This window comes from Lacticaseibacillus daqingensis (genome assembly GCF_003946115.1).
Taxonomy (GTDB): domain Bacteria; phylum Bacillota; class Bacilli; order Lactobacillales; family Lactobacillaceae; genus Lacticaseibacillus; species Lacticaseibacillus daqingensis.
In genome coordinates, this window is the sequence record NZ_RHOH01000008.1 from 12,610 (window position 1) to 39,035 (window position 26,426).

21 protein-coding genes are annotated in these 26,426 nt (G+C 61.6%); 17 read left to right on the forward strand and 4 right to left on the reverse strand.

Features of this window, described 5'->3' with window-relative positions; all coding sequences use genetic code 11:
* The first annotated feature begins 205 nt into the window (after window positions 1-205).
* From EKM88_RS09895 to cls, 5 genes are all read left to right on the forward strand, one after another.
* The gene (locus tag EKM88_RS09895; RefSeq protein ID WP_125705725.1) at window positions 206-1,063 is read left to right on the forward strand and encodes an AAA family ATPase; all 858 of its coding nucleotides are present in this window, start codon (window positions 206-208) and stop codon (window positions 1,061-1,063) included.
* A 76-nt stretch (window positions 1,064-1,139) separates the two neighbouring features.
* Window positions 1,140-1,553 (forward strand): hypothetical protein, encoded by a 414-nt coding sequence (locus tag EKM88_RS09900; protein WP_125705727.1) that lies wholly within the window; start codon window positions 1,140-1,142, stop codon window positions 1,551-1,553.
* A gap of 225 nt (window positions 1,554-1,778) precedes the next feature.
* Window positions 1,779-3,707 (forward strand): elongation factor G, encoded by a 1,929-nt coding sequence (locus EKM88_RS09905; protein WP_125705729.1) that lies wholly within the window; start codon window positions 1,779-1,781, stop codon window positions 3,705-3,707.
* 58 nt (window positions 3,708-3,765) lie between these two features.
* The gene (gene pepI / locus EKM88_RS09910; RefSeq protein WP_125705731.1) at window positions 3,766-4,644 is read left to right on the forward strand and encodes a proline iminopeptidase; all 879 of its coding nucleotides are present in this window, start codon (window positions 3,766-3,768) and stop codon (window positions 4,642-4,644) included.
* A gap of 380 nt (window positions 4,645-5,024) precedes the next feature.
* Window positions 5,025-6,476, forward strand: coding sequence for a cardiolipin synthase (gene cls / locus EKM88_RS09915; RefSeq protein WP_125705733.1), 1,452 nt, complete (start codon window positions 5,025-5,027; stop codon window positions 6,474-6,476).
* Window positions 6,477-6,670: 194 nt separating this feature from the next.
* On the opposite strand, the gene EKM88_RS09920 is transcribed toward cls, so the two are convergent.
* Window positions 6,671-7,936, reverse strand: coding sequence for an MFS transporter (locus EKM88_RS09920; RefSeq protein WP_125705736.1), 1,266 nt, complete (start codon window positions 7,934-7,936; stop codon window positions 6,671-6,673).
* A 101-nt stretch (window positions 7,937-8,037) separates the two neighbouring features.
* Here EKM88_RS09920 and EKM88_RS09925 point away from each other — a divergent pair, with 101 nt between their 5' ends.
* From EKM88_RS09925 to EKM88_RS09935, 3 genes are all read left to right on the forward strand, one after another.
* On the forward strand, window positions 8,038-9,036 hold the full coding sequence (locus EKM88_RS09925) for a helix-turn-helix domain-containing protein (protein WP_125705738.1): 999 nt from the start codon (window positions 8,038-8,040) through the stop codon (window positions 9,034-9,036).
* Between the two features lie 94 nt (window positions 9,037-9,130).
* On the forward strand, window positions 9,131-9,784 hold the full coding sequence (locus EKM88_RS09930) for an MIP/aquaporin family protein (RefSeq protein ID WP_125705740.1): 654 nt from the start codon (window positions 9,131-9,133) through the stop codon (window positions 9,782-9,784).
* Window positions 9,785-10,143: 359 nt separating this feature from the next.
* Window positions 10,144-11,859, forward strand: coding sequence for a family 20 glycosylhydrolase (locus tag EKM88_RS09935; RefSeq protein ID WP_125705742.1), 1,716 nt, complete (start codon window positions 10,144-10,146; stop codon window positions 11,857-11,859).
* A 70-nt stretch (window positions 11,860-11,929) separates the two neighbouring features.
* On the opposite strand, the gene EKM88_RS09940 is transcribed toward EKM88_RS09935, so the two are convergent.
* On the reverse strand, window positions 11,930-12,847 hold the full coding sequence (locus EKM88_RS09940) for an aldo/keto reductase (protein WP_125705744.1): 918 nt from the start codon (window positions 12,845-12,847) through the stop codon (window positions 11,930-11,932).
* 176 nt (window positions 12,848-13,023) lie between these two features.
* Between EKM88_RS09940 and EKM88_RS09945 the strand changes: the two genes are divergently transcribed.
* From EKM88_RS09945 to EKM88_RS09960, 4 genes are all read left to right on the forward strand, one after another.
* Window positions 13,024-14,553 carry a Ppx/GppA phosphatase family protein gene (locus EKM88_RS09945; protein WP_125705746.1) on the forward strand — a complete coding sequence of 510 codons (1,530 nt, stop codon included), beginning with the start codon at window positions 13,024-13,026 and terminating at the stop codon, window positions 14,551-14,553.
* A complete protein-coding gene (locus EKM88_RS09950; RefSeq protein ID WP_125705748.1) occupies window positions 14,553-16,727 on the forward strand; it encodes an RNA degradosome polyphosphate kinase in 2,175 nt (724 codons plus the stop codon). Before EKM88_RS09945 ends, EKM88_RS09950 begins: the two co-directional genes overlap by 1 nt.
* On the forward strand, window positions 16,727-17,650 hold the full coding sequence (locus tag EKM88_RS09955) for a Ppx/GppA family phosphatase (RefSeq protein ID WP_125705750.1): 924 nt from the start codon (window positions 16,727-16,729) through the stop codon (window positions 17,648-17,650). The genes EKM88_RS09950 and EKM88_RS09955 overlap by 1 nt, the downstream gene beginning before the upstream one ends.
* 140 nt (window positions 17,651-17,790) lie before the next feature.
* Entirely contained in the window at window positions 17,791-18,759 is a 969-nt protein-coding gene (locus tag EKM88_RS09960; RefSeq protein ID WP_125705752.1) for a DUF1002 domain-containing protein, read from the forward strand.
* A gap of 168 nt (window positions 18,760-18,927) precedes the next feature.
* On the opposite strand, the gene EKM88_RS09965 is transcribed toward EKM88_RS09960, so the two are convergent.
* Window positions 18,928-19,911: a LacI family DNA-binding transcriptional regulator gene (locus EKM88_RS09965; RefSeq protein ID WP_125705754.1), complete on the reverse strand. Its 984-nt coding sequence runs from the start codon at window positions 19,909-19,911 to the stop codon at window positions 18,928-18,930.
* Between the two features lie 343 nt (window positions 19,912-20,254).
* On the opposite strand from EKM88_RS09965, the gene EKM88_RS09970 reads away from it, so the two are divergent.
* The 5 genes from EKM88_RS09970 (at window position 20,255) to EKM88_RS09990 (ending at window position 25,369) form a co-directional block, all read left to right on the forward strand.
* Window positions 20,255-21,061: a PTS mannose/fructose/sorbose/N-acetylgalactosamine transporter subunit IIC gene (locus tag EKM88_RS09970; RefSeq protein WP_125705756.1), complete on the forward strand. Its 807-nt coding sequence runs from the start codon at window positions 20,255-20,257 to the stop codon at window positions 21,059-21,061.
* Window positions 21,048-21,872 carry a PTS system mannose/fructose/sorbose family transporter subunit IID gene (locus EKM88_RS09975; RefSeq protein WP_125705758.1) on the forward strand — a complete coding sequence of 275 codons (825 nt, stop codon included), beginning with the start codon at window positions 21,048-21,050 and terminating at the stop codon, window positions 21,870-21,872. The genes EKM88_RS09970 and EKM88_RS09975 overlap by 14 nt, the downstream gene beginning before the upstream one ends.
* Window positions 21,873-21,959: 87 nt before the next feature.
* The gene (locus EKM88_RS09980; RefSeq protein WP_125705760.1) at window positions 21,960-23,432 is read left to right on the forward strand and encodes an arylsulfatase; all 1,473 of its coding nucleotides are present in this window, start codon (window positions 21,960-21,962) and stop codon (window positions 23,430-23,432) included.
* Window positions 23,433-23,440: 8 nt separating this feature from the next.
* A complete protein-coding gene (locus EKM88_RS09985) occupies window positions 23,441-24,217 on the forward strand; it encodes a sulfite exporter TauE/SafE family protein (RefSeq protein WP_125705821.1) in 777 nt (258 codons plus the stop codon).
* A 15-nt stretch (window positions 24,218-24,232) separates the two neighbouring features.
* On the forward strand, window positions 24,233-25,369 hold the full coding sequence (locus EKM88_RS09990; RefSeq protein ID WP_125705762.1) for a radical SAM/SPASM domain-containing protein: 1,137 nt from the start codon (window positions 24,233-24,235) through the stop codon (window positions 25,367-25,369).
* 237 nt (window positions 25,370-25,606) lie between these two features.
* Here the strand turns inward: EKM88_RS09990 and EKM88_RS09995 are convergent, their stop codons facing one another.
* On the reverse strand, window positions 25,607-26,137 hold the full coding sequence (locus tag EKM88_RS09995; protein WP_125705764.1) for a dihydrofolate reductase family protein: 531 nt from the start codon (window positions 26,135-26,137) through the stop codon (window positions 25,607-25,609).
* Between the last annotated feature and the right edge of the window lie 289 nt (window positions 26,138-26,426).

A 26,426-nucleotide genomic window follows, 5' to 3' on the forward strand; every position in this document is an offset into this window, starting at 1 on the left:
AACCGAGCGAATGCTCAGGGGGCTGGCGTTTTTGGCGGCGGTGAAGTCGGGGTGGGCGTGGCGGCGCGATTGGTCCGCGGCATTGCAAAGTGCCTGCGACTTTCGCATACTAAAGGAAGATCACGATGCGATGGTGTGGCTTGCTTGAATGCGGTGCGTGGCGGGGACGGCGCCGCAGTCAAGCAACACCGGCAAGGAGGGCACGATGCAGTACTTGGAAGATTTCACGCTGGCGACAGAAGACCAGGAATGGCAATTCTTCATGGCGCAAAAAAGTCGCGCGTACTCGGACTACTATCCGTTTCAGGTGTTCGTGCCCAAGCAGGTGCCGAAGCTGAAATTTGCGCCAATCACGATTTTTTACGGCAACAATGGGTCGGGCAAGTCGACGCTACTCAATGTGATCGCGGAGAAACTGGGACTGGCGCGCAACGCGCTGTACAACCGCTCCAGCTTCTTCGAGGATTACCTGGCGCTGTGCGATTACACGATGCACGTGCCGCTGCCCAAGCAGTCGGCCATCATCGCAAGCGACGAGGTGTTCAACTACATGCTGGACTTGCGCGCGCTGAATCAGGGCATCGATGCCAAGCGCGAGGACGTGTTCAAGGACTACCTCGACCACAAGTTTGGCAGTTTCCAGTACCATGACCTGAGCGACTACGACGAGCTGGCCAAAACGCTGGAGACCCGGCGTAAAACGCAGTCGCGCTACACGCGGGAGCATTTGCACCGGAACGTGGTCGAGCAGTCCAATGGGGAAAGCGCGCTGGCCTTTTTTTCTGAGCGCATCAAGGATAACCAGCTTTACCTGCTGGACGAACCGGAGAACTCGCTGTCGCCCAGTCGCCAGCAGGAGCTGGTGCGCCTTTTGGTGGACAGCGCCCGCTTTTTCGGCAACCAGTTCGTGATCGCTACGCACTCGCCGTTCGTGCTGGCGCTGCCGGGGGCGCGGATCTACGACTTGGACGCGGTGCCGGTCACCACGAAAAAGTGGTCGGACTTGGATGCGGTGCGGACGTACGCGGCCTTTTTTGCGGCGCACCGGCACGAGTTCGACTGAGGCCGGGTCGGGCGCGCAACCGGTTTCTTGGCGCGGTATAATGGCGTTAATTCAATGAACGGAAAGGGTGGATCGAATGACTTTAATGCAGGCACTAGACGATTCAGCACTGGCCGCACGGCTGGCGCAACTGCCGACGATCCCGGGTAATGTGGTGCGCCATGTGCCCAGTGAGCGGCTTCAGGATTTTTATGAGATGGCCGCTATCGGCATGGAAGCCGTCACGGCCGAGCGCGTGACCTTCGATGCCGCGGGACAACTGATGACCCGCACGCCGCTGGGCGCGGCGTGTCCAATCGACGGCAATCAGGCGGCTGCGGTCGCGGCGCTGGGGGCAAACTTGCTGACGCCGGCCGCCGCGGCAGGGGCCACGGGCTTTTTGCTTCAGGACGCGGACGGCGCGTGCCTGTATGTGCACGAGGCCGAATACGACACGCTGTTGCTGTGTCGCAAGACGTTCAACCAGAACGAGGATTGTCACTGTTTCTAAGCTTGTCGGGAGGCTGAGACAAAAAGCGGTTTTAGCCCAGAGTATAAGCATGACCTCCTGTAAAACCCGAACTTAGGTTTTATAGGAGGTCATGCTTATACGGCTCGGGCGTCGCTTTTTGTGTCGTGCTGTCCTGGAATAGTCGTGGTTCATTCTTGGGCCGTTAATTATGTCTCAGCCTCTTGTGTCTTTAAGCGTCACGTGGCGCGCGGAAGGGAAACTCGAATGAAGTCAATTGTGATGGGCATTGTTGCGCATGTCGATGCCGGCAAAACCACGCTGTCAGAGGCGCTGTTGTATAACGCGGGGACGGTGCGCCAGCTGGGACGGGTCGACCACGGCTCGGCTTTTTTGGACTCGGATGCGCTGGAGCGGGCGCGCGGCATCACGATCTTCTCGCATCAGGCCATGCTGACCACGCCGGACTTGCAGGTGACGCTTTTGGACACGCCGGGGCACGTCGATTTTGCGAGTCAGACGGAGCAGGTGCTCAGCGTGCTGGACTACGCGGTGCTGGTGGTGTCGGCGCCGGCGGGGGTGCAGGGGCACACGCGCACGCTGTGGCGACTGCTGGCGCGCTATCAGGTACCCACCGTGATTTTCGTCAACAAAATGGACGCGCCAGGCGTTGACCAGGCGCAGGTGCTGGCCGAGTTGCAGGCGGCGTTCGGCGATGGGGTGCTGCCGCTACCGACCGGGCCGCTGACTGATGCGGTCGCGGAGACGATCGCCTTGCAGGATGAGGCGGTACTTGAAGACTATTTGAACACGCAAGCGCTGCCCGACGCCACGGTGCAGCGGCTGATCCAGGCGCGGCGCGTGTTCCCGGTGTTTTTCGGTGCGGCGTTGAAGAACCAAGGCGTGGCGGAACTGCTGGCCGGGTTGACGCGGTGGGTCGTGACACGGCCCGCGGAAGCGACCTTGGCCGGGCGCGTGTTCAAGATCACGCACACGGCCAAGGGGGAGCGCCTGTCGTGGGTGCGCCTGACCGGCGGAACGCTGACGCCGCGCCAGCAGCTGGGCGCGGAGAAAATCGGTGAGCTGCGCGTCTATAATGGGCCCAAGGCCACGGTCGTCCCGGCCCTGACGGCAGGGATGGTGGGGGCGTTGGTCGGATTGCGCGACACAGTGGCCGGCCAGGGGCTCGGGACCACGCTTGCGCTGCCGGCGCCGGTGTTGACGCCGGTGCTCAGCTACGCGCTGGTGCCCGGTGAGGTGGATGTCCAGGCCTGCCTGCACGCGCTGCAGGAGTTGGCGGAGGAGGACCCGCAGCTGAATGTGTCTTGGTCCGCGCAGCTGCAGGAGATTCGTGTGGCGCTGATGGGGCCGATTCAGCTGGCGGTGCTGACTCAGCTTTTGGCGACGCGCTTTGGGCTTGCGGTCACCTTTGGTCCCGGCCACATCCGCTACCGGGAGACCCTCACCGCACCGGTGGAAGGGGTCGGGCACTTTGAGCCGCTACGGCATTATGCGGAGGTGCATCTGATGCTGACGCCGGCCGCAGCGGGCAGCGGGGTGCGCTGGACCAGTACCTGCGCCTATGAGGTGCTCGACCGTAACTGGCAGTCGCAGGTGCTGGCGAGCCTCGCGGCCAAGCCGCACTTGGGGGTGCTGATCGGTGCACCACTGACCGATGTGACGATCACGCTGGTCAGTGGCCGCGCCAGCATCAAGCACTCGGTGGGCGGCGACTTTCGCGAGGCCACCTGGCGTGCGGTGCGGCAGGGGTTGATGATGGCAAAAGCGGCCGGGCATGCCCAGCTGCTGGAGCCGTGGTATCAGTTCCGGCTGACGGTCGGGGCGACGCAGATCGGGCGCGCGATGACGGACATCCAGGCGATGGGCGGCCAGTTTGACGCCCCGGTCGAGGCTTCGGGGCTGACCGTTTTGACTGGCACGGCACCGGTGGCGGGGTTGCAAAACTACGCGCAGGCCGTCGGGGCGTATACGCACGGCCAAGGCACGCTTGAGTGCACAGTGGCGGGCTACCAGCCGTGCCACGATGCCGCAGCCGTGATCGAAGCCGCGGCGTATGCGCCGACCGCCGACCTGCCGAACACCCCCGACTCGGTGTTTTGCGCGCACGGCGCCGGTTATCCGGTGGCGTGGGATCAGGTGCCGGCCGCGGCGCATGTGCCCTACCAAGCCGGTTGAGTCGCGCGGCTGACAGGGGTACAATCAGCCATAAATCCATTAATTCGAGGTAATCAAAATGAAAATCCAAGAAGGCTACATGCCGTTTCATGAGTTCAAGACGTACTACCGCATTGTGGGGGAAAAAACGCCGGGCAAGGCACCGCTACTGTTGATTCACGGCGGGCCGGGGTCGTCGCACAATTATTTTGAGCTGATGGACGACTATGCGGCCACCGGGCGGCAGCTGATCATGTACGACCAGGTCGGTTGCGGGCGCTCCAGCCTGCCCGAAGACGAGCAGTGGTACGTCAAGGAAACCTGGGCGGCGGAGCTGATCGCGCTGCGCGAGTACCTCGGCTTGGATGAGCTGCACATGCTCGGCCAGTCTTGGGGTGGGATGCTGGAGATGTACTATTTGACCCAGTTCGATCCGCAAGGCATCAAGTCCGTCATGATCGATGGGTCGCCGGCTTCCATCAAGCTCTGGACGCAGGAGCAGCACCGCTTGATCTCGTATCTGAGCTACGAGGACCGCGCGGCGATCGCGGAAGCCGAGCGCACCGGCGACTTCACTGGCGCGCAGTACTTGGCGGCCAACGAGCGCTACATGGCGCGCTACTGCTGGGATGCCCCGACTGCGGAGTCGCCGGAGTGCCTGCGCCGCCCCACCAACGGCCAGCGCGCCAGCCGCATCGCGGAAGGCCCGAACGAGTTTACGGAAAACGGCACGATCTCGGACTTCGAAGTGACCGCGGACCTGCACAAGATCCACGTGCCGGTGCTGGTCACCAACGGCACCGACGACCTGTGCACGCCGCTGATCGCCAAGGCGGTGGCCGACCACATTCCCAACGCCAAGTGGCACCTATTCGCCAACTCGCGGCACCTGGCGCTGTTGGATCAGCACGATGAATTCATCTCGGTGCTGGACGGGTGGCTGAACGCGAACGACTAGGAACCTGAGCGGCCTAGGCAGCCCAACCCTCATAACCGCGCCACTGCGCTCGTCGTCGAGCTCCGTGGCGCATGAGGATGCGGTCTAAGCCATCCCGCCACTCGCGCCTAAGTGCGGGCGTTTTCCGGGGACTTTTGACTGCGTGTTCTCGGCCACGCGCGTCCCGACTCGCTTACTACTTTCCGCGCTTCGTCGAGCTACGCAAAGCAACGCAGGTGCATCTAGCTACGCCAAGTCACTCGGGGCCAAGGACGCCCCAAGCGCCTTGGCTTGCTCTGACTGTTCGAACGCAGTGAGTTACAGGCAGACATACGTTAGGAAGGCTAGCTGACCTACTAAATGCGCTTTGCTTCGCTCTGGTTTCGAAAGGAGTTGAATCAATGGACTGGGCGACAATCAAAACCATCATCACCGTCATCTACGTGCTGAACGTAGCCGGGGCGATCCTCACGGTGTTTCGTGAGAAGCGCGACATTGCCGCGACTTGGGCGTGGCTGTTGGTCCTGAACTTTGCGCCGCTGATCGGCTTTGTGGCGTATTACTTCTTCGGCCGCAAGCTGTCGCGCCGGCAGTTGGATAAGATCCGGGTGCAGCCGCACGCGGACTTATCGGCGGTGCTGGCGGCGCAGCAGGCCCAACTGCCGGCGGCCAGCCCCACGGACACGCAGGTGCAATCGACGGTCAAAAGCATGATCCGCGAGTTCCAGAACACGGATCAGAGCTTCGTGACGCTGAACAACCAGACGGCGCTGTTCACCGATGGCACCGCGCTGTTTCGCGACATGCAAAAAGAGATCATGCAGGCCGAGCACAACGTTTTCGTGGAGTTCTACACGTTTTACGATGACCAGCTGGGCAACGCGATGCGCGACACGCTGATAGCCAAGGCGCAGGAAGGCGTGACCGTGCGCGTGCTGTACGATGCGTGGGGGTCGCTGGGCACCAAGGGGACGTTTTTCGACCCGCTGCGCGAGGCCGGCGCGTTGGTGGAACCGTTCCTGGGCATCCGCTCGCGCTTTGATTTCCGCCTGAACTTCCGCAACCACCGCAAGATCGTGGCGATCGATGGCTGGACCGGCTACATCGGCGGGTTCAACATCGGGGACCAGTACGTCGGGCGCAGCAAAAAGTTCGGACCGTGGCGCGACACGCACCTGAAGGTTGAAGGCGACGCGGTGCTGGCGCTGCAGCAGCAGTTCATCCGCGACTGGGACGCCACGGTCACGGCGCACCCGCTGGACATTAACCAGACGCATTTTCCCAAAACAGCCGGCGGGCTGGGCAGCACGATGATGCAGATCGTCGCCAGTGGGCCGCACGACGACCTGGAGCAGATCAAACTCGGGTACCTCAAGCTGATCAACGCGGCGCGCGAAACGCTGGTGATCCAGACCCCTTACCTGATCCCCGATGATAGTGTGCTGACGGCGCTGCGCGGGGCGATCCACTCGGGCGTGGATGTGCGCATCATGATCCCGCACATGCCCGACCACCCCTTCGTCTACCGCGCCAGCCAGTACTACGCGCGCGGCCTGGCGCAGGATGGGGCTAAGATCTACTTCTATGAGGCTGGCTTCCTGCACGCGAAGGCGATCGTGGCGGACAGCGCGATCGCCTCGGTGGGCTCGGCTAACCTCGATTTTCGCAGCTTCAAGCTGAACTTCGAGGCCAACGCCTTCCTGTACGACCGGGTGGTGGCCACGCGGCTGCAGAAGCTGTTCCTGAAGGACCTTGACCACGCACGCCTGGTGACGGCGGCGGACTTTGCCAAAATGTCGCGGTGGCTGCGCTTCAAGCAGACCTTCTCGCGGCTGATCTCACCGATCCTGTGACGCCTTGGGCAAACACGGCTGAGACATAATTAACGGCCCAAGAATGAACCACGACTATTCCAGGACAGTACGACACAAAAAGCGACGCCCGAGCCGTATAAGCATGGCCTCCTATAAAACCTAAATTCGGGTTTTACAGGAGGCCATGCTTATACTCTGGGCTAAAACCGCTTTTTGTCTCAGCCTCTTTGGCGTTAGGCGGGTGTCTTCGCATCTAAGTTCGGCTCCGGCACCCGGCGGTCGACGATCGCGGTGGCGAGCATCAGCACGGCGGCCCCGCCAGCGAAGGCGTACCACGCGACGGTCGGCACGAGGAAGTTCGCGAGGCCCAAGAACAGGGCTTGGCCGATGGGGGCACCGATCATCGCGAGCATGCTGATGAGGCCGGCCACCTTGGCCAACTGCGCTTGGGGCACGAGCTGCATCATCATGGCCGAGATGCGCGGGTTGACCTTGCCCATCAGGTAGCCGAACAGCGGCATCAAAACGAGGATGAGCACGCGCGAACCCGACCAGATGAAGGCCGCGCCGCATGCCACCAGCAGGCCGGCACCGCCCACCATCAGCTTCATCAGGGGCACTTTTTGCAGGCCGTCGTGGGCGAATAGGGACCCGGCGATCAGCCCGAGTGAGGTGCTGATGTTGAGCATTGCGACGGTGGTGCCGAAGTTGCCGAAGTACAGTTGCGGGGCGTGCAGCAGGGAGACGTTCATCAGAGCACTGATGGACGCGCCGAACAGGTTGAACGCTGTGGCGATCCAGATGGTGGCGAACAGGAAGTGATTCGCGGCCAAAAAGCGCAACGCATCCGGAATGCTTCGGTGCATCGGGATCCGCGGGCCGGGGGTCGGCGTAGCGGTCGGCTGGGCGGCCACCAACACACGGCGTTGGTGCAGCAGCACGAAGGCCGCGGCGGCAAAGGTCAGCGCGTTGAGGAGACCGAACAGCGCGTAGTTATGGTGCAAGAGGACGATCACGGTGGCGCCGAGCCCTTGGAAGATGATCTGAACGGTAGTGTGGCTGGCCGTGTTGAATCCCATCGCGGCGTTCAGCTCGCTGGCGGGGATCAGCCGCTGCAGCAGCGGCAGCTCCAAGCCGTTGGCGTACTGGCCGCAGACGTCGGACAGGATGTTGATGAGCAGCAGGCCGAGAAACAGAGGCAGGCTGTGCGGCATTGCGATCGCGACGGCCAAAACGCCGAACAGCGCAGCTTGGATCAGGCGCGTGGCGATCATGCCGCGTACCTTAGCTCGCGTTTCGTCGGCCCAGTAGCCCGTGATCAATTGCAACAAGCTAGGGATCAGCCCGGCCATTGAAGCCAGTGAAACGGCCAGCTGGCTGAACGGCATCTGGGCGGCGTAGATGATGAAGACGATGTTGTACAGGGAATCGCCGATGCCGCTGAGGACGGCGGCGTTCAGGGTGGCGCGGTAGCCACGGTTGGTCAAGTATTCGTGCATGAAGCTCACGGCTTTCTCATGAATTTGTAACTTCAGTGTAGGCGGTGTAGACTACAGGCAAGTCAAAATTTGAGCATACGCAAAAAAATCGGAGGCCAACCATGACAGACGGCACACTATTTCGCCAGCTTAGGCGCGCGCGGCACCTGACGCTGCAGCAGGTCGCGGATGCGCAGGTGTCCGCGGCTGCGATCAGTCGGTTCGAGCGCGGCCAATTGACGCTGACGGCGCCGCGCTTCGCCCATGTCTTGGCGCGCATCGAGGTGTCGCTGGAGGAGTTCATGTTCCTGCGCGCCACCGCCAGCGGCGCCTGGCAGGCCCAAGCCAACGACCACTTCAACAGCCAAGACGATCCACACTTTAGCGCGGTGGTGCGCGAAATGGGGGCGCTGACCGCCCAAGGGCCGGTGGCTGCGGCCAAGATCCAGGCGTACGACCAAGAGATCGCGCGCTACCGCCATCCGGCAGGGGGCGGGCGGCCGACGCGGCGCGCCCAGTTTGCCGCGCTGTTGATCGAGGTGTTTCAGCGCATTCTCTGGATGAACGCCAAGGAGGGCGCGGCCGCGGAGGCGCGGCCGTCTGTGGCCGAGTTCATGGTCGCGCTCAACGATCGGGTGCGCCCCGTGGTGCGCTACCTTTATCAGGTGGAGCAGTGGGGATACTTTGAGCTCTCGACCTTCGCGATGTTCCACACGTTCATCGACAATGAGACCGAGCACGCGCTGTTGCACCTGGCGATGACGCGCTCCGCGCAGTATGCAGGTTTTGCCAGTGTTCAAGAAATGCGCCTGGATCTGCTATTTGGGGCCTTCAGCGATTTCGTCAACGCGCGCCAGCTGCCATGGGCGAAGGACGCGCTGGCCACGGCGGCCAAGCAGATCACGGCCACCGGGGACCTGACGCACGCGAACCACCTGCTGTTTTGCCGCGGGTGGGTGCAGATCATCGAAGACGATGTGGCCGGCGGGACGCAGACGTGTCAGCAGGCCATCAGCATCGAACGCCTGCTTGGGGTGCAGGGCGACCACCACTACGTTGACGTGTTGAAGCTGATTCTGCGCAACCGCGAGCGGCCCAACGAGGCGGCGTTCTTCATGTAACCAGGGGCAGTTGCATTGTTTACAACTCAAATTGTGGTATCCTAGAAGTGTAGAATATTGCAATGATTTGAAAAATTATTTGGAGGGTTCAGACATGCAAAAATTATTTGCGGAGTTCATGGGCACCTTTCTGCTGGTCTTTCTCGGCAGTGGCGCCGTCTTGTTTGCGAAGGGGGATGTGCTGACCATCGCCATTGGCTTTGGGTTGGCGATCACCATTTCTGCTTACGCGTTCGGCGGCATCTCGGGTGGTCACTTCAACCCCGCGGTCACGACCGCGATGGTCATCAACGGGCGCACGCCGCTGGTTGACGGCCTGATGTACATCGTGGCCCAGATCATCGGTGCGATCGCCGCCAGTGGTGCGGTGCGCGTGGTGGTTGACGGCTTGAAGCTGCCCGTGACCCAGATGGCCCAAACCGATTTTCCTAAGCTCAGCGTGGGCGTCGCCTTCTTCGTTGAAGCGCTGGCGACCTTCCTGTTCCTCATGGTGATCCTGGCCGTGACAGCGGACCGTTTTGGCAACGCTCAGTTCGCCGGGTTGGCCATCGGGGTGGCGCTGATGCTCCTGATCATCTTCTCTGTGAACCTGACCGGGGCGTCCTTGAACCCAGCACGCTCCATCGGCCCTGCGCTGTTTGCCGGGGGTTCCGCGCTGTCGCACCTGTGGTTGTACATCGTCGCCCCGGAAGTTGGCGCGATCGTGGCGGCCTTTGCCGGGCGCTTCCTGCTGGGCACTGAAGACTAAGCTTAAGGATGACCGACCGGCTCGCGCCAATTGCGCGGGCCGGTTTTTTGGTGCGGCCACCGGGTAATTCCGTGAAACAAATGAGCTGAACGGTTTCATCAGACTGAAAACCGGGGGTTGGACCAGCGGCGGAAAACGTGCCGTTGTGGCGCACGACCACCGCAACTTGAGCGGCCTAGGCCATTACTTTAGACGGTTGAAAGAATGAGAAGACGCTGACGGTGGTGTGGTTGGCCTTGAGGTGGCGCCGTGGCATCGCTTACACTGAGGGCGTTGGCGATGCGGGTGCACACGGTCGCCGCCCCTAGGCTCTGAACCTGTGGACCGCAACCGGTCCAGGCACGGAAAGGAAGAACGCGATGAAAACACTGAAAAAGCTTCTGGTCGGATTGGCGACCGCGGCGGTCACGCTCATTGGCGCGGCAAGTCTACCAGCGCAACCGGTGGCCGCGGCCACCGGCATGCGCAGCATCATTTCCATTGATGCGGGACGCAAGTACTTCTCACTCGCACAGCTCAAGCAAGTGGTGGATCAGGCGGAGCGATCCGGTTACACGGACCTGCAGCTGATGCTGAGCAACGACGCGCTGCGCTTCATGCTGGATGATATGAGCGTCACCGCCAATGGGCAGACGTACGCAAGTGATGCGGTGAAGCAGGCGCTTGAGGCCGGGAACAAGACCTACTACGCCGACCCGAACGGGGACCATCTGACGCAAGCGGAGATGGATGACCTGTTGGCCTACGCCAAGGCACGGCACATCAACGTGGTGCCAACGATCAATAGCCCCGGCCACATGGATGCCATTCTTGAGGCGATGGCTGCGCTGGGCATCGCCAACCCGTCATTTGATGGCTCCAAGCGCACCGTTGACCTGAACAATGCGGCGGCGGTGGCGTTTACCCAGGCGTTGCTTGAGAAGTACGTGACGTATTTTGCCGGGCACACGGACTTGTTCAACTTTGGCTGTGACGAATATGCCAACGATGTCGACACCGGTGGCTGGGCCAAGCTCCAGCAGTCCGGGACGTATGCGAAGTTCGTCACCTACGTCAACGACCTGGCCGCGATGGCAAAAAAAGCCGGGATGCGGCCGGTCGTGTTCAACGATGGGATTTACTACAACAGCGATCAGTCCTTTGGCACCTTTGATTCATCCCTGATCATCTCGTACTGGACGTCCGGCTGGTGGGGCTACGATGTGGCCAAGCCAGACTTCTTCGTCGATAACGGCTACACGCTGTTGAACACCAACGATGCGTGGTACTACGTGATCGGGCGTGAAACGCCAGAAGACGGGGGCTATCCATTCCAAAATGCGCTGGCGAACCTCGACAAAAAGGCGTTCACCACCGTGACGGGCACCGATAAGACGCTACCAATCATGGGGAGCACCCAGGCCATCTGGGCAGATGATCCGGCGAATCCCTTAGACATGGCCAAGGTGATGCAGCTGATGCGCGGCTTTGGCGCGGCCTACCGTGATGAGATGGATCCGTTAGCGGACTACGCCGCACTGGATGCGGCTGAGGCCACGGTCCCGGCAGACCTGAGTCGCTACACAGAGGCCTCCGTTGCCGCACTGAACGCGACACTGGGTCAGCGCGAGCTGCACCTGCGGGCCAGCCAGCAGGCCCAAGTTGATGGCCAAGCGCAGGCCCTGGCTGCGGCGGTCAAGGGGCTGGCGCTTCGATTGGCCGATTACACGCAGGTGGATGCCGCCATCGCGCGGGCCGATGCGCTGACGGCGACGGATTACACGAACTTTGCCGCGGTGACCGCCGCCGTGAAGGCCGTGAAGCGCGAGCTGCCGATCACGGCGCAGGCGCAAGTTGACGCGATGGCCGCGGCCATTCAGGCGGCACTTGACGCGCTGGTGAAGGTCACCACGCCAACGACCCCAAGCATCAAGCCGACGCCGGCCCCGAAGCCGGGCGCAACAGCAACGCATCCCACCACGACCGGTGGCAAGTTGCCCCAAACCGGCAATGCCACGCAGCTTGGCCTGGCCCTGGGCGGGCTAGTGCTGATCGCTGGGGTGGGGGTCGCGCTGATCAAGCGTCGCCACGCCTAACCTGACCACACAAAAAACGCTTCGTCCCCCTGACGATCAGGCGGTGACGAAGCGTTTTTGCGTGCACAGGTTACGGCAAGTCGTTGCCGGCGGCGAGGTACAGGTCGTACCACTCCTGCGCTTCCAAGCGAATGTTGCCGGCTTCGGCAATGTCTGCGAGGCGCTTGGCGTTGGTGGTGCCGGCGATCACCTGAGTGCCCGGCAGGCGGGTCAGCCAGGCGCTGGCGATCGCGCTCTTGTTGGTGTGGTACTGGGCGGCCAGCTTGTCCAGCGCGGCGTTCAGTTCAGGGAACTTCGGGTTGTCGATGAAGACACCCTCGAAGAAACCGTACTGGTACGGGCTCCAGGCCTGGACCGTCATGTTGTGCAGCCGGCTGTACTCGAGGATGCCACCGTCGTGGTCGAAGGAGCGATCATCGGTCATGTTCACGTGGATGCCGGCGTCGATCATGCCGGTGTGCATGAGGGACAGCTGCAGCTGGTTGGCCACCAGCGGTTGGCTGACGGCGGACTTGAGTAGCTCGATCTGGCCCGGGTTGACGTTGGACACCCCGAAGTTGCGGACCTTGCCGGCGTTTTGCAGCGCGTTGAAGGCGTCCGCCACTTGGTCAGGCTCCAGCAGTGCATCCGGCCGGTGCAGCAGCAGGACGTCGAGGTAGTCGAGACCCAGCCGCTTCAGGCTGCCGTCAACGCTTTCGATGATGTGCGCCTTGGAAAAATCGTAGCGCTTGCCCGGCACGATGCCGACCTTGCTTTGAACGAGCACGTCCTCGCGCTTGAAGCTCGCGTTCTTGAGCGCGGCGCCAAACAGCGTCTCGGCTTCCCCGCCGGCGTAGATGTCGGCGTTGTCGAAGAAGTTGATGCCACTGGTGTAGGCGGTGTCCAGCAGCGCGGTGGCTTGCGCCAAGTCGAGCTTGGTGATGCGCATCACGCCCAGCGCGACGGCTGAGACTTGCAGGCCACTTGGGCCGAGGTTGATTTTCTTCACAAGTTCACTCCCTTTTGTGCCCATGCGGGCTCAGTTAAGCTCAGCGTAGCACACTGCGGGCCAAAAACAAAACAGCGCTTTCCGCACCGGTGAATATGGTCCCGGACCCTCCGTGGGGTGGGCCTGCGTGGTATGATTAACCTGAAAAACTAGGGGGCACAAAAAGGAGGCAGCACATGGCAGTCGCAGAACAGGGATTCGTTGTCATCGGCGCGCAAAGCGTGTCGTTCAGCATCACGAACCTCCGCACAATGGCGGTGGTGGAGCGCGGTCAGTACCCGGTGGCGGTGGGGGAAGACATTTTTGCGACCCACCAGATCGAGGCGGACACGGTGGATGCCTTGGTGCAGGCGCTGGAGGCCATCCGGCGGGTGCTGGCGGATTACGGCGTGCGGCACGTCGAGATCGTCGGCAGCCACAGCTTCTATGAGGCCAAAAACGCGCAGTTCGTCCGCGACCAGATCCTCAGCCGCACCGGCTGGATGCTGTCACCGCTGACGCTGTCACAGGAATCGTTTTACCGCACGCAGGCGGTGCTGGCGAAGTTCCCGCACTTCGAGCAGGTGACCCAAACCGGGACGCTGCTCATCGACATCTCCAGCGGCTCGGTGGAGCTGACGGCCTTTGTCGGCGGGGAGTTCGGCTTCTCGCGCAACCTGTCGATCGGGCCACTGCGGGTGTTTGAGGTGATGAGCGACCTGCAGCGCAGCGTGCCCAACTATGTCGAGGTGATGCGCGATTACATCGACTCGCGGCTGGTCGACTTCATGCGCCTGCTGCCACGCGATGTGCACTACCCGAACATGGTGCTGATGGGGTCGGCGCTGTCGCTGTTTGAAACGCTGATCCCGACCGGCGAGCGCACGGTGGAAACGGACAACGAGGGGCTCGACCTGATCTACCACGAGGTCACACACGCCTCCGACCAGTACCTGAGCGACCACTACGACCTGACCCCGACGCAGGTGGCGCAGGTGCTGCCAACGGTGCTGTTGGTGTACCGGCTGGTCAAAACGCTGAACTCCGAGCGCCTGTGGATCTCCAACCTCAAGCTACTGGACGGGCTGGAGATCAACGGCGCGGTGGCCGCCGGCAGCAAGGCGGTCACCATCGACCCGACCAAGGAGATCCTGATCTCAGCCCAAAACCTGGCGGATCGCTACCAGGTGGATGTGGCGCACCGCGACTCCACCGTCACGTTCGCGCTACAGCTGTTCGACCGCTTGCGCCGCCTGCACGGGCTGGGCAAGCGCGAGCGGCTGCTGCTGCAGATCGCGGCGACGGTCAACGACATCGGCAGCTACGTGGACACGCACAAGCACTACGAGCACTCGGATTACATTATTCAGGCCAGCGAGCTGATGGGGCTGACGGCCGCCGAGCAGCGCATGGTGGCGACCATTGCGCGCTACCACTCCAGTGACACGCCGCAAACCGACCTGTCGGACCTCAACGAGATGAACTCGCGGCGCCGGCTGGTGATCGCCAAGCTCTCCGCCTTGCTGCGGGTCGCCGACTCCTTGGATGCCTCCCGTCAGCAAAAAGTGGCGGCGATCCGCGTCTCACTGCTGCCGGACAAAGTGCTGCTGACCGCGACGGCCAACGACGACGTGGAGCTGGAGCGCTGGACGCTGCGGCGCAAGGGGCAATTTTTCGCGGCAGTGTTCGGGCTGCCGATCGAACTGAAAGGAAGGACGCGCATCTGATGGCAAAACCGCTCGATTATACCAACCCCAAGTACTACACGAACCGGGAGCTGTCCTGGCTCGCCTTCAACGACCGCGTGCTGGAAGAGGCGCGCGACCACAGCAACCCGCTGCTGGAGCGCGTGCGCTTTTTGGGCATCACCCAGAGCAACCTGGACGAGTTCTTCAACGTGCGGGTGGCCTCGTTGCGCAAAATGGTCGCGGTGGCCTACCAGACCCCGGACGCGGCGGGAATGACGCCGGCGGCCCAGCTGCGCGCGATCGCCAAGGCGGCGCACGCGATGGTGGACAAGCAGTACACCACCTGGTCGCGGTCGCTGGTGCCCAAGCTCGCCAGCCTCGCCATCCAGCTCAAGGACTTTGATGCACTTACAGGTAAGCAGCGCGAGTTCGTGTCCGATTACTTCCATCAGGAGCTTTACCCTGTGCTGACCCCGATGGGCGTGGACCCGACGCGGCCGTTTCCGTTCTTGGGCAACAACTCGCTGAACCTGGCGATCCGCCTGCAGCGTCCGGATGAGGAAGACGATGCCAAGGCGCGCGGGTTTGCGATGGTGCAGGTGCCAAGCGTGTTCCCGCGCGTGCTGCGCCTGCCCGCCGCGGCCAACGACTTCATCCTGCTGGAGGACGTCATCGAGGCCTATGTCGGTGAGCTGTTTGTCGGCGCCGAGATCCAGGAAACCGCGCTGTTTCGCGTCACCCGCGACATGGACTTGGACGTGGCCGAAGAGGACGCCTCCGACCTGATGAAGGAGATCCAGTCGCAGCTCAAGAAGCGCCAGCGCGGCAAGGTGATGCGGCTGGAAATCGACGCGGGGATGAGCAAGTACCTGCGCAAGCGGCTGGAAAAAGGGCTGGACGTGCGCGACGACGCGGACATCTACGAGATCAAGGGGCCCATTGACCTGAACGTGATGAGCAAGCTGGTCAAGGCGGTGCGCAACCACAGCGAGCTGTTGTACGCGCCGTTCACGCCGTACCTGAACACCCAGCTGATGAACGAGAACATTTTCCACGCCATTCGCGCTCATGACATCCTGATGCAGCATCCGTACGACTCGTTCGCGCCAGTGGTGGAATTCATCCGCCAGGCCGCCGTTGACCCACAGGTGCTGGCGGTCAAGATGACGCTGTACCGCGTCTCCTCCAAGTCGCCGATCATCCGCTACCTCAAGAAGGCGGCGGAAAACGGTAAGCAGGTGACCGTGCTGGTCGAGCTCAAGGCGCGCTTTGATGAAGAAAACAACGTGCACTGGGCGCAGGAGCTGGAGCGCGCCGGCTGCCACGTGATCTACGGGCTGGTCGGGCTCAAGACCCACAGCAAGCTCGCGCTGGTGGTGCGCCGCGAGGAAACTGGCATTCGCCGCTACATGCACATGGCGACCGGGAACTACAACGATGTGACTGCCAACTTCTACACCGACCTCGGGCTGTTCACGGCCAATGCCGAAATGGGCGCGGACGCCTCGAACATTTTTAACATGCTCTCCGGCTTCTCCGAGCCCGCCTACTTCAACAAGCTGGTGATCGCGCCGTTGGGCATCCGGGATTTCTTGGTGGAGCGCATCAAAGAAGAGATCGCGCACGCCAAGGCCGGGCGCAAGGCGCTGATCCGCATGAAGATGAACTCACTGTCCGACGCCAACATGATTGCTGAGCTGTACAAGGCGGCCGCGGCCGGCGTCAAAATTGAGCTGATCGTGCGCGGTATCACCGACCTCAAGGTGGGCCTGCCCGGCGTCTCCGAGAACATTGCGGTGCACTCGATCGTCGGCCGCTACCTGGAGCATAGCCGCATCTACTACTTCTACGCCGGCGGGGAGGAGCACCTGTACCTGAGCTCTGCCGATCTGATGAAGCGCAACCTGTCGCGGCGCGTGGAGCTGCTGTTCCCGATCTTGCAGCCGGACATTCACGCGCGCGTCTGTGCGATTTTCCAGACGCTGTGGGATGACAACGTGAAGACGCGCGTGCTGATGCCGGATGACACATGGGAGCGCATCGACTTGCGGGGCCAAACCAAGCTGAACGCCCAGGCCACCTTCATGGCCCAGGCGCACGCGCACACCCTGAGCGATGCCGCGCAGGTGGACCAGGCCGAACAAGTGGACGACCCGCAGCACACCCGGCGGTTCACGCCGATGGTGGCGCCGGACAATGAGGAGGACGACTGATGTATTATGGGGTCATTGACCTGGGCTCTAACTCCGCGCGCCTGAGCATCTGGGCGCTGGACGCGGACGGGGCCCCGCGCCAAGTGTTGAAGCTCAAAGAAATGGTGCGCCTGTCGGAGGGGATGGGGGCCGAGCGTTTGCTGCGCGAGCCTGCCATCGCCCGCACCGTGGCGGCGCTGGGTCGCTTCGTGCAGGCGGCGCGCGCCTTTGACGACGTGCACCTGGAGGCGTTTGCCACCGCGGCGACGCGCCAGGCCCAGAACCAAAAGGCCTTCCTGCGCCGCGTCAAGGAAGCGACCGGCCTGGCCATCACGGTGATCGAAGGCACGTGCGAGGCGGAGCTCGACTACCTCGGGGTGATCAACACACTGCCGATCCAAAACGCGCTGATCATCGACACCGGTGGCGCCTCCACCGAGCTGGTGCTGGTGCAAAACCGCAAGCTGCAGCACCGCATCTCGCTGCCGGTCGGCTCGGTGAACCTGAGCGAGCGCTACCTGAACCGCGACCGGATCACCGCCGCCGAGCTGTTCAACCTGATCTCCGAGTTCAACCGCGTGCTCAATTCCATCTGGTGGCTGCGAAAGGCCTTGAACCTGCCGCTGGTGGCGCTGGGCGGCTCCAACCGCACGCTGGCCAAGATCCAGCGGCGCAAGGAGCAGGTGGTCAACTTCGAGGACATTCACGGCTATCGCATGCCGACCCTGGCGGCCAACACCATTTTTGCCGACATCCTGACCCGCGACCTGGAAGGGCGCAAGGCGATCCCCGGCCTGTCCAAAGAGCGCGCCGATATCATTGTCGGCGGCCTGATCCCGGTCATCACGATGATCCGCTACCTGGACTCCGACCGCCTGACTTTTTCCCAAAACGGGTTGCGTGAAGGCGCACTGTACGCTTACCTCAACGCGCAGGCGCTGTAAGCCCAAAGGTTTCGTTAAAAAGCACCCGGCCGTCACGCACTGGCGGCCGGGTTTGCTACACTATGGGAAACGAACGGTCAAATCTGACGCGCGCGCCGCTGCCTTGTCCATGCAGCCCGGCCCGCAAAAAGGAGCCCACCATGAAAAAAACGCTATTGGCACTATTCGCCGCGGCCGCCACGCTGCTCGGCCTCGCCGCCACGCCCGTGCACGCCGACACCTGGCAGCCGGTCGCGACGCTCGGCACAAGCCTGACGGCAACGCAGAAAAGCGGCACCCTGGCGACGCTGGAAAACGCAGCCGGCGTCACCGATGTTGCAGAGCTGACCGTCACCGGCGACACCCTGGTCAAGTACCTGAACCCGGCCGGCTCGACCTTCACCAGCCAAAGCGGGGTCTGGTCCTCGGCCCTGGTGCAAAAAACCGATAACGGGGGTATCAACGTGAAGATCGTGCCGTACAACGGCACCAACAACATCACGACCATCACCGCCGACCAGTACCGCAACGCGGCGCTGACCGCCGGGGTCACCAACGCCAACCTCTTCATCACAAGCGCTGTGCGCATCGACGGCTCCGGGGCGATGGCCGGGGTTTACGCCGCCTTTGCCCAAAACGGGGAAACGCTGAATACCGCCCAGATCACCGCCGCCCAAGACGAGGTCAACACCCTGTCCGGCATCACCAGCGCCAACAAGGACAAGGATGGCTACACCGATAAGCAGCTCAACAACGCCGTCGCTGGCATGAAGAAGGACATGGCAAGCCAAAGCAATTCCGGCGAGCAGACCTTGTCCCAGAACCAGATCGGCAACATCGTTGATTCCCAGCTCGGCTCGAACAACCTGACCAACATCATCACCAACAACCAGCGCACCCAGATCGTCAACCTGCTGGTGAAGATCCAGGACTCCGGCGCCTTGAAGTCCAGCGACTTCAAGGCCCAGGCGCAAAAGCTTGCGACCAGCATCCAAAATAGTGCCAAGAGCCTGTTCAGCAAGCTGTCCAGCCTGAACACTGAAGAGAACCGCAACTTCCTGCAGAAGGTGGGCAACAGCATCGCCAACTTCTTCCAGGCGCTGTTCGACTGGGTGCAAAGCCTGTTCTAAGCGAGACGGCAACCAAAAGCGGTTGTGCCCAGCGTATCAGCACCCGCACCCACAAAGGGGCCACACGCCTGCCAGTTGGCAGAAGCGTGCGGCCCCCTTTTCGTTCGATTCTGGAATCAGTGTGCGACAGCCTTGCGCCGCGAAGGCTGTCGCGGCCTCCCTCTGGGATTAACGGGTGCTGTCCCGCAGCATCAGCCGGTTGCTGGTGACCAGCTTGACCGGCTGAATGATCGTGCCCGCCATTAGTGCCTGCAGCAGCATGACGCCGGTGGTGCCCATCTGGCGGGTGGCCAGGTGGACCGTGCTCAGGCTCGGCACGGTGTAATTGGAGACGTCTAGGTCGCCGAAGCCGATCAGTTGCACCCGCTCCGGCACGGCAATGTGGTGGGCGTTGAGCGCCTTGAGCGCGCCGATGGCCATCGTGTCGCTGACCACGAAGAAGGCGTCCGGCAGCGCGTTGCCGAGCGTTTCGATGGCGGTGGTCATCTGATCGAAGCCGCTGGCGATGCTGAAGTCGCCGGTGAAAATCAGTTGCTCGTCCAGCGCCGATCGCGCCTGCATGAAGGCGCGGTAGGATCGGGCGCGCGGGTCTACCTTTTCGGGGTGGTGTGTGGACTGCCCGGTGAGCAGGCCGATGCGCTGGGCGCCATGGGCCTGTAGGTGCGCCAGAAGCTCCCATACCGCGTTGTCATAGTCGGCCACCACGCAGCTGAGCCCGGCCTTCAGCGTGTCTTGGTTGATCACGACCAGCGGCTTGTTCAAGGCGGCGAGCTTGCTTAGGTCGGCGTCACTGTAACGGCCGATGGCGATCAGCCCGTCGACCTTGCCGGCGTCCGGTAGGCCCTCGTTAAAAACGGTGGGCACCACCGTGTAGTTGGCGGCCTTCAGCGCAGTTTCCGCCCCCCACGACAAGGCGTGGAAGTACAGGTCGGTCATCCCCAGCTCCTTGGTGTACCAGCTGGTCAGGGCCACTGTCCCAATTTGTTCGCCGGTTTTGGGGCTGCTGGTTTCGTAGTGCATCGCCTCGGCGGTCGCCATGATGCGCTCGCGCGTCTCCGGGCTGACCGACAAGGTGGTGTCGCCGTTGAGCACGCGGGAAACGGTGGCCCCGGAAACGCCGGCGCTTTTTGCAATCTCACGAATAGTGGCCATGTTCAAACCTCGTTTACTATGTTGTGTTTGTTTTACTAAATAAAATCGAACTGTTCCGTTTGGGCATCATGCCCCGTGCTTTCATTATACGCCAACTCAGCGCTTGCGGGGAAGGAACCGAATGCGCGACCTGGCGCAGTTGGCTGCCGTGGGTCCAGGCAGAGATGCTCAGCCCCCGGCCGCTTTCCCCATGGCGACGCACGATCAAAAAATTTCGCATTTTGTTTACGAAACAAGTTGACGTTTAGTAAATACGGCGGTATAACTAACGGTGGTGAGAGCGGATTCACGCGCGCATCGGTAAATGACCTTATTTCCCTTGTTTTGAAGGAGGATGAATCATATGACAGCGGATCTTTCAATGATCCAGATCACGCTTTTGACCTTGCTGGCCGCGGCGTGCGGGATCGACCCTTACATATCCGGTTTGCAGTTAAGTAAACCCGCCATTGCCGGCTTCCTGGCTGGCCTGCTGATGGGCGACATTCAGACTGGGCTGGTGGTCGGGTCCACCTTGCAACTGATGGTGCTGGGCGTCGGCACGTTCGGGGGTGCCTCGATCCCTGATTTTGCCACCGGGGCGATCATCGGGACGGCACTGGGCGTTGTAAGCGGCAAAGGCATTCAGTTCGCCATCGGGATCTCCGTTCCAGTTGGCCTGCTGATGGTGCAGTTGGACGTCTTCGCCCGTTTCTGCGGGGTTTACTTCGTTCACCGCGTCGACAAGCACATTGCCAACATGGAGTTCCAGAAGATCAACCGAGAGGCTTGGCTGAGCCTGATCCCGATCGGCCTGTCCCGCGCCATTCCGGTGGGCATCTCCCTGATCTTTGGGAACCAGGTGGTGAACGCCGTGCTGAAGTACGCGCCGGACTGGTTGATGGGCGGGCTGAAGTTGGCCGGTGCCGTGCTGCCAGTGGTCGGGATCGCGATCCTGTTGCACTACCTGCCGGTGAACAAGTTCATGGCCTTCCTGATCGTCGGTTACCTGCTGGCCGCGTACATGAAGATCCCAATGATGGGGATCGCCCTGTTCGGCCTGGTTTGCGCGATGGTGCACTTTAACGGCCTGACGGAAAAGCAAAAGGCGACCCCAGCGGTTGCCGTCAGCGCATCAAGCGAGGGGGAGATCACAGATGATGAACTCTAGTGAACATAAGCAACTGACTGACAAAGACCTGCGCCGCGTCAACCTGCGCTACATGTTCGGGGGCCAGCTCGGCTGGAACTACGAACGGATGATGAACGTCGCGTACGTGCACGCTATTTTGCCGGCAATGTCCGCAATGTACGGCGAGGACCCGGAAGTGCTGCGCGACATGCTGCAGATGGAAATGCAGTTTTACAACACCAGCCCGTTTTTGTCCGCCATCATCACCGGGATCGACCTCTCCCTCCAAAACGAAAGCGGCACGCAGTCCAAAGACGCCGTGGCCGCGATCAAAACCGGCCTGATGGGACCGTTCGCCGCGGTGGGTGACTCGCTGTTCGGCGCCGTGATCCCGACCATCTTCGGCTCCTTGGCCGCGTACATGGGCATCAAGGGCAACCCGGTCGGCGTGCTGCTGTGGCTGCTGGCCGCGGTGGTGATCCTCGGCCTGCGCTACTTTGAACTCCCACTCGCATACCGCGAAGGCAAGAAGCTGGTCTCCAATGTCGGCAACCTGCTGAACAACCTGACCGACGCCGCGACCCTGATGGGCGTGCTGGTCATCGGGGGCCTGATCCCGACCGTGGTGAAGGTGGTCGTGCCGTTCAAGCTGACCATCGGGAAGAAGGCCCTGTCGATCCAAACCGACATGCTGGACCAGATCCTGCCGGCCATCGTGCCGATCGCCTTGGTGGCCTTGGCCTACTGGCTACTCGGGCGCAAGCACCTGAACTCCACGCGGGTGATCTGGATCTTCCTGCTGGGGTCGATCGTGTTGTACAGTCTCAAGTTACTGGCCGTTGGCGCATAGGCCAAGGCGTGAGGAGTTTGGCAGCAGGGCTGGCGCACAAGTGCCAAGCCCTGTTGCCCGTTAATCAATGAGGAGGCGACTAACCGCATGACAGCATCTCAAAAGCCCAACGTCATCATGATCGTGGTCGACCAGATGCGGGCCGAAGCGTTGTCGATCAACGATGATCACCACTTTGCCAGCACCCCGACGCTCGATATGATGGCAAGCGAGGGCTACAATTTCGAAAACGCCTACTCACCCGTGCCGAGCTGTGTCCCTGCGCGCGCGGCGTTGCTGACGGGAATGGACCAAGAAACCAGCGGCCGCGTCGGCTACGAGGACGAGGTACCGTGGCACTTCACCCACACCCTGCCGCAGACCTTCAAGGACTTCGGCTACCAAACAGAGTGTATCGGGAAGATGCACGTGTACCCGGCCCGCAAGCGCCTGGGGTACGACCACGTGCTGCTACACGATGGCTACCTGCATGCCGACCGTAAGTACGCCAAGCCGTACGGCAGTCAGTTCGAGTACACCGATGACTACCTCGATTTTCTGAAGGGGAAGCTCGGCCACGATGCGGACATCATCGATGATGGCGTCAACTGCAACTCGTGGGAGGCCCGCCCGTGGCCGCACGCCGAGGCCCTGCACCCGACCAACTGGGTGGTCAGCGAATCCATCAAGTTCCTGCAACGCCGCGACCCCACCGTCCCGTTTTTCCTGAAGATGTCCTTTGAAAAGCCGCACGCACCGCTTGACCCGCCGCAGTACTACTTCGATATGTACATGGACCGGCTCCCCAAGGACCTCGACTTGCACATCGGGGACTGGGAGACGCTGCAGGACGCGGTGCCGGGCATCTACGCGCTGCGCGGCAAGCTGAAGCCGGACGATGAGCGCCGCATGGTGGCCGCCTACCTGGGGTTGATCACGCACATCGATCACCAGATCAGCCGCTTTTTGACCGCGCTCAAGGAGTTCGGCCACGATAAGGACACCCTCATCTGGTTCGTGTCCGACCACGGCGACCAGCTCGGGGAGCATTACCTGTTCCGCAAAGCCTACCCGTACCAGGGCAGCATTCACATTCCGTCGTTCATCTACGACCCGGGCAACCTGATCGCCGGTCATGAGCACAAGATCAAGCAACTGGTGAAGCTGCAAGACATCTTCCCATCGCTGGTGGACCTGGCCCTTGGCGAACACGTGGCGGTGGATGGCCGCAGTGTCAAGCAGTTGCTGTTCGGCGAGTACGGCGGCTGGCGCCACGAGTTCCACGGGGAACACAGCCTCGGGGAAGACTCCAGTCAGTACCTGCTGACGGATCAGTACAAGTTCATCTGGTTCCCGGTACGCGACACGTACCAACTGTTTGACATGCAGGCTGATCCGAACGAGCAGCACAACCTGATCGCCGATTCGGCCTACCAGTCGGTCATCACAGGCCTGACCGCTAAGCTTGTGGACACGTTGCGCACCCGGCCCGAGGGCTTTGTGCAAGACGGTAAGCTGACGGCGGTGCCAGTATCGGCCATCGTCGCAACGCTGCCCAGCGCGCCAGGAGCCAACGCGTGACGCTGATGATGAAGGGGCTTCTCTATGTGGTCGTCATCGTGTGTGCCAACACCATCGGGGCGATCTCCGGCATGGGCGGCGGGGTGATCATCAAACCGGCGCTGCAGCTGTTTGACCTGGACCCAGTGGTGCTGATCAACTTCTACTCAAGCGTGGCGGTGTTCACCATGGCCATCAGCGCGACGACCAAGCAGCTGCGCGCGCACAACCATATCGACCTGAGCACGGCCGCGTGGCTGTCGCTGGGCTCGGTGGCCGGCGGGGCGTTGGGCGATTATAGCTTCGCTCGCTTCAATGCAGTGGTGGGGGATGCGGTCAGCGTCGTTTGCCAAATGGTGCTCGTCATCTTGTCCTTGCTCCTCTCGCTGTGGCTCGCCAGTGGCCACGTGGCGGCCCTGAACCGCCGCGGGTGGCCGCTGATGCTTTTGGCTGGGTTGGCCCTGGGTTGGCTGGCCACGGTGCTGGGCATCGGTGGGGGCCCGATCAATATCGCCTGTTTCCTGTTCGTGTTCGGGCTCGGGATTCGCCAGGCGACGATCTACTCGATCATCACCATCTTCTTCAGCCAAGGCGCGAAGTTGATCCAGGCGCTGCTTTCCGGCAGCGTCACCCAGGTGTCCGGGCCGCTGATCGGGGGCATCATCCTTGCCGCGCTCGTGGGTGGCTGGCTTGGTGCCAACATCAGCAACAAGGTGCCGGAGAAACACATTTTACTGTTGTACAACCTGGTCATCTGGGGCGTCTTATTGCTGGACGTCGCCAATCTGATCGGGGTCTTGATTTGATTCTGGAGGCGCCGCATGGGCAAACACATCTCGATTTTGATCAAACCGGCCAGCTCACTGTGTAACTTGCGGTGCAAGTACTGCTTTTACGCTAACATCAGCTCCCTGCGCGAGGTGAAGTCGTACGGCCGGATGAAACCGGCCACGACCACTGCGCTGATCGCCAACGTGTTTGCCGACCTTGAGGACGGGGACGAGCTGACCATCGCCTTTCAGGGCGGGGAGCCGACCATGGCTGGCCAGCGCTACTTCGAGGATTTTCTCGCCAAGGTGGCGCAGCAGCCCAAGCAGGTCTTGGTCCACTACGCGCTACAAACCAATGGTATGGTCATCAACGACTCGTGGTGTCAGATGCTCAAGGCGCATGACTTTCTCGTCGGGTTATCCATCGACGGCACCCCGATCTACCATGACCTCAACCGCGTAGATGTGCGCGGCCGGGGCACCTTTCACCGGGTGATGTGCACCAAGGCGCTGTTCGACCAGTACGGCATCGCCTACAACGTGCTGTGCGTGCTGACGAACCCGCTGGCCAAGCACGCCAAGAAGGTCTTCGACTTTTTCCACCAAAACCACGTGCAGTACGTTCAGTTCATTCCGTGCCTGGATGATATGGACGCCACCAGCCGCAGTGAGTTCGCGCTGACGCCGGAGCGCTTCGCCAGCTTTTACGCCACGTACTTCAAACTGTGGTGGGCGCAACTGCAGCGCGGCGAGTACCAAAGCGTCAAGCTCTTCGATGATGTGGTCAATCAGTTCAAGTACCGCCGGCGCACCGCGTGTGGGCTGGACGGGCACTGCCAGATCCAGTACGTCATCGAGGCGGACGGCTCGGTATACCCGTGTGACTTCTTCGCGCTGGACCAGTACCGGATGGGGTACATCCAAGAGCAGACGCTGCGCGAGCTGTTCAGCCAACCGATGGCCTTTGACTGGGTGCAGCCGCGCGCCGCACTGCCGGCCTACTGTGACACCTGCCCGTTCAAGCAGGCCTGTTGTGGTGGTTGCAAGCGGATGAAAGACGCGATGTACGTCACGCCCGCCGGCGACTTTTGCGGCTATCGCCAGCTGCTGACCCAGCTGGTGCCCAAAATCGATGAAATTGTGGCAACCGCCGCGCAGGCGCACCTGGTTGCCGCGGCTCAGGGCTGAGTCCCGCGCCGCACTCGGCCAGACGGTGCCGGGTCCCGGCGCCACTTGGCCACCATGCCAAAGCCGCGCGCACTGTGCAGCTCCCCCCACAGCGCGGCTTTAAACCAGAACACGGCCCCGCAAGATTCGCTGGAATCTTGCGGGGCCGTGTTTGGTTGACGGATCCGGGGGGCCTCGTCAAGCGCATTTCTGCGCTGAGACGACTAGCTCAGTCCGGTGCTTTTGGCGTTGGCGCCGTTACTTCTGGACGGCGTAGGTCAGCGTCACGAACTGGTCGTGCTGCGTGGCGTTGGTCAGGCGCAGCGGCACATCGGTCAGGTTGCTGGCGACCAAGCCGATGCCGTCGCCCAAGAGGACCGGGGCGATGGTGATGATCAGCGTGTCGATCAGGTTCTCCTTCAGCAAGTCGGTGAAGATGTCCGCCCCGCCGACCAGCCAGATGTCCTGGCCCTCTTTGGCCTTGAGCTTGCGCACGAAGCTCGGGATGTTGCCGGCCACCACCGTGGTGGGGTCGTCCGTATCGTGCAGCGTGGTGGAGAAGACGTAGCTTTCTTTGTCCTGATACGGGTAGGTGCCCGCCTTTTGGAGCGTGCGCTGGTACGTTTTGCGCCCCATCAGAACCGTGTCGATGCTTTGGTAAAAGTCCTGGTACGCTGCATCGGCCGCGCTGGAACTCAGCTTACTCAGGAAGTTGGTCGACCCATCGCGCTCGGCGATGAAGCCGTCCAGGCTTTCTGACAAATAGAGGATCACTTTCCGTTCAGTCATTCTGCCACCTCATTTCACTTGATACGTTAATTGTATCACAAAAAGAAAGCGCTCACAGGTTGATCACGTAAAAGTCGCTGCGGCGGCAGACCGGTACCACAAGGGCGCAGTGTGCCGGAGGGTAAATTCGAGCCCACAAATTTTGTGAAAATACCGCTCATACGCGCACAAAAACAAAAATCAATTTACGAATCCTGAACCCCGTTTATTGATTTTTCAGTATACAATATAAACATATTAAGGCAATGGTAATCGGCCTTATGCTTACACATTAACTTACACTCCCAAA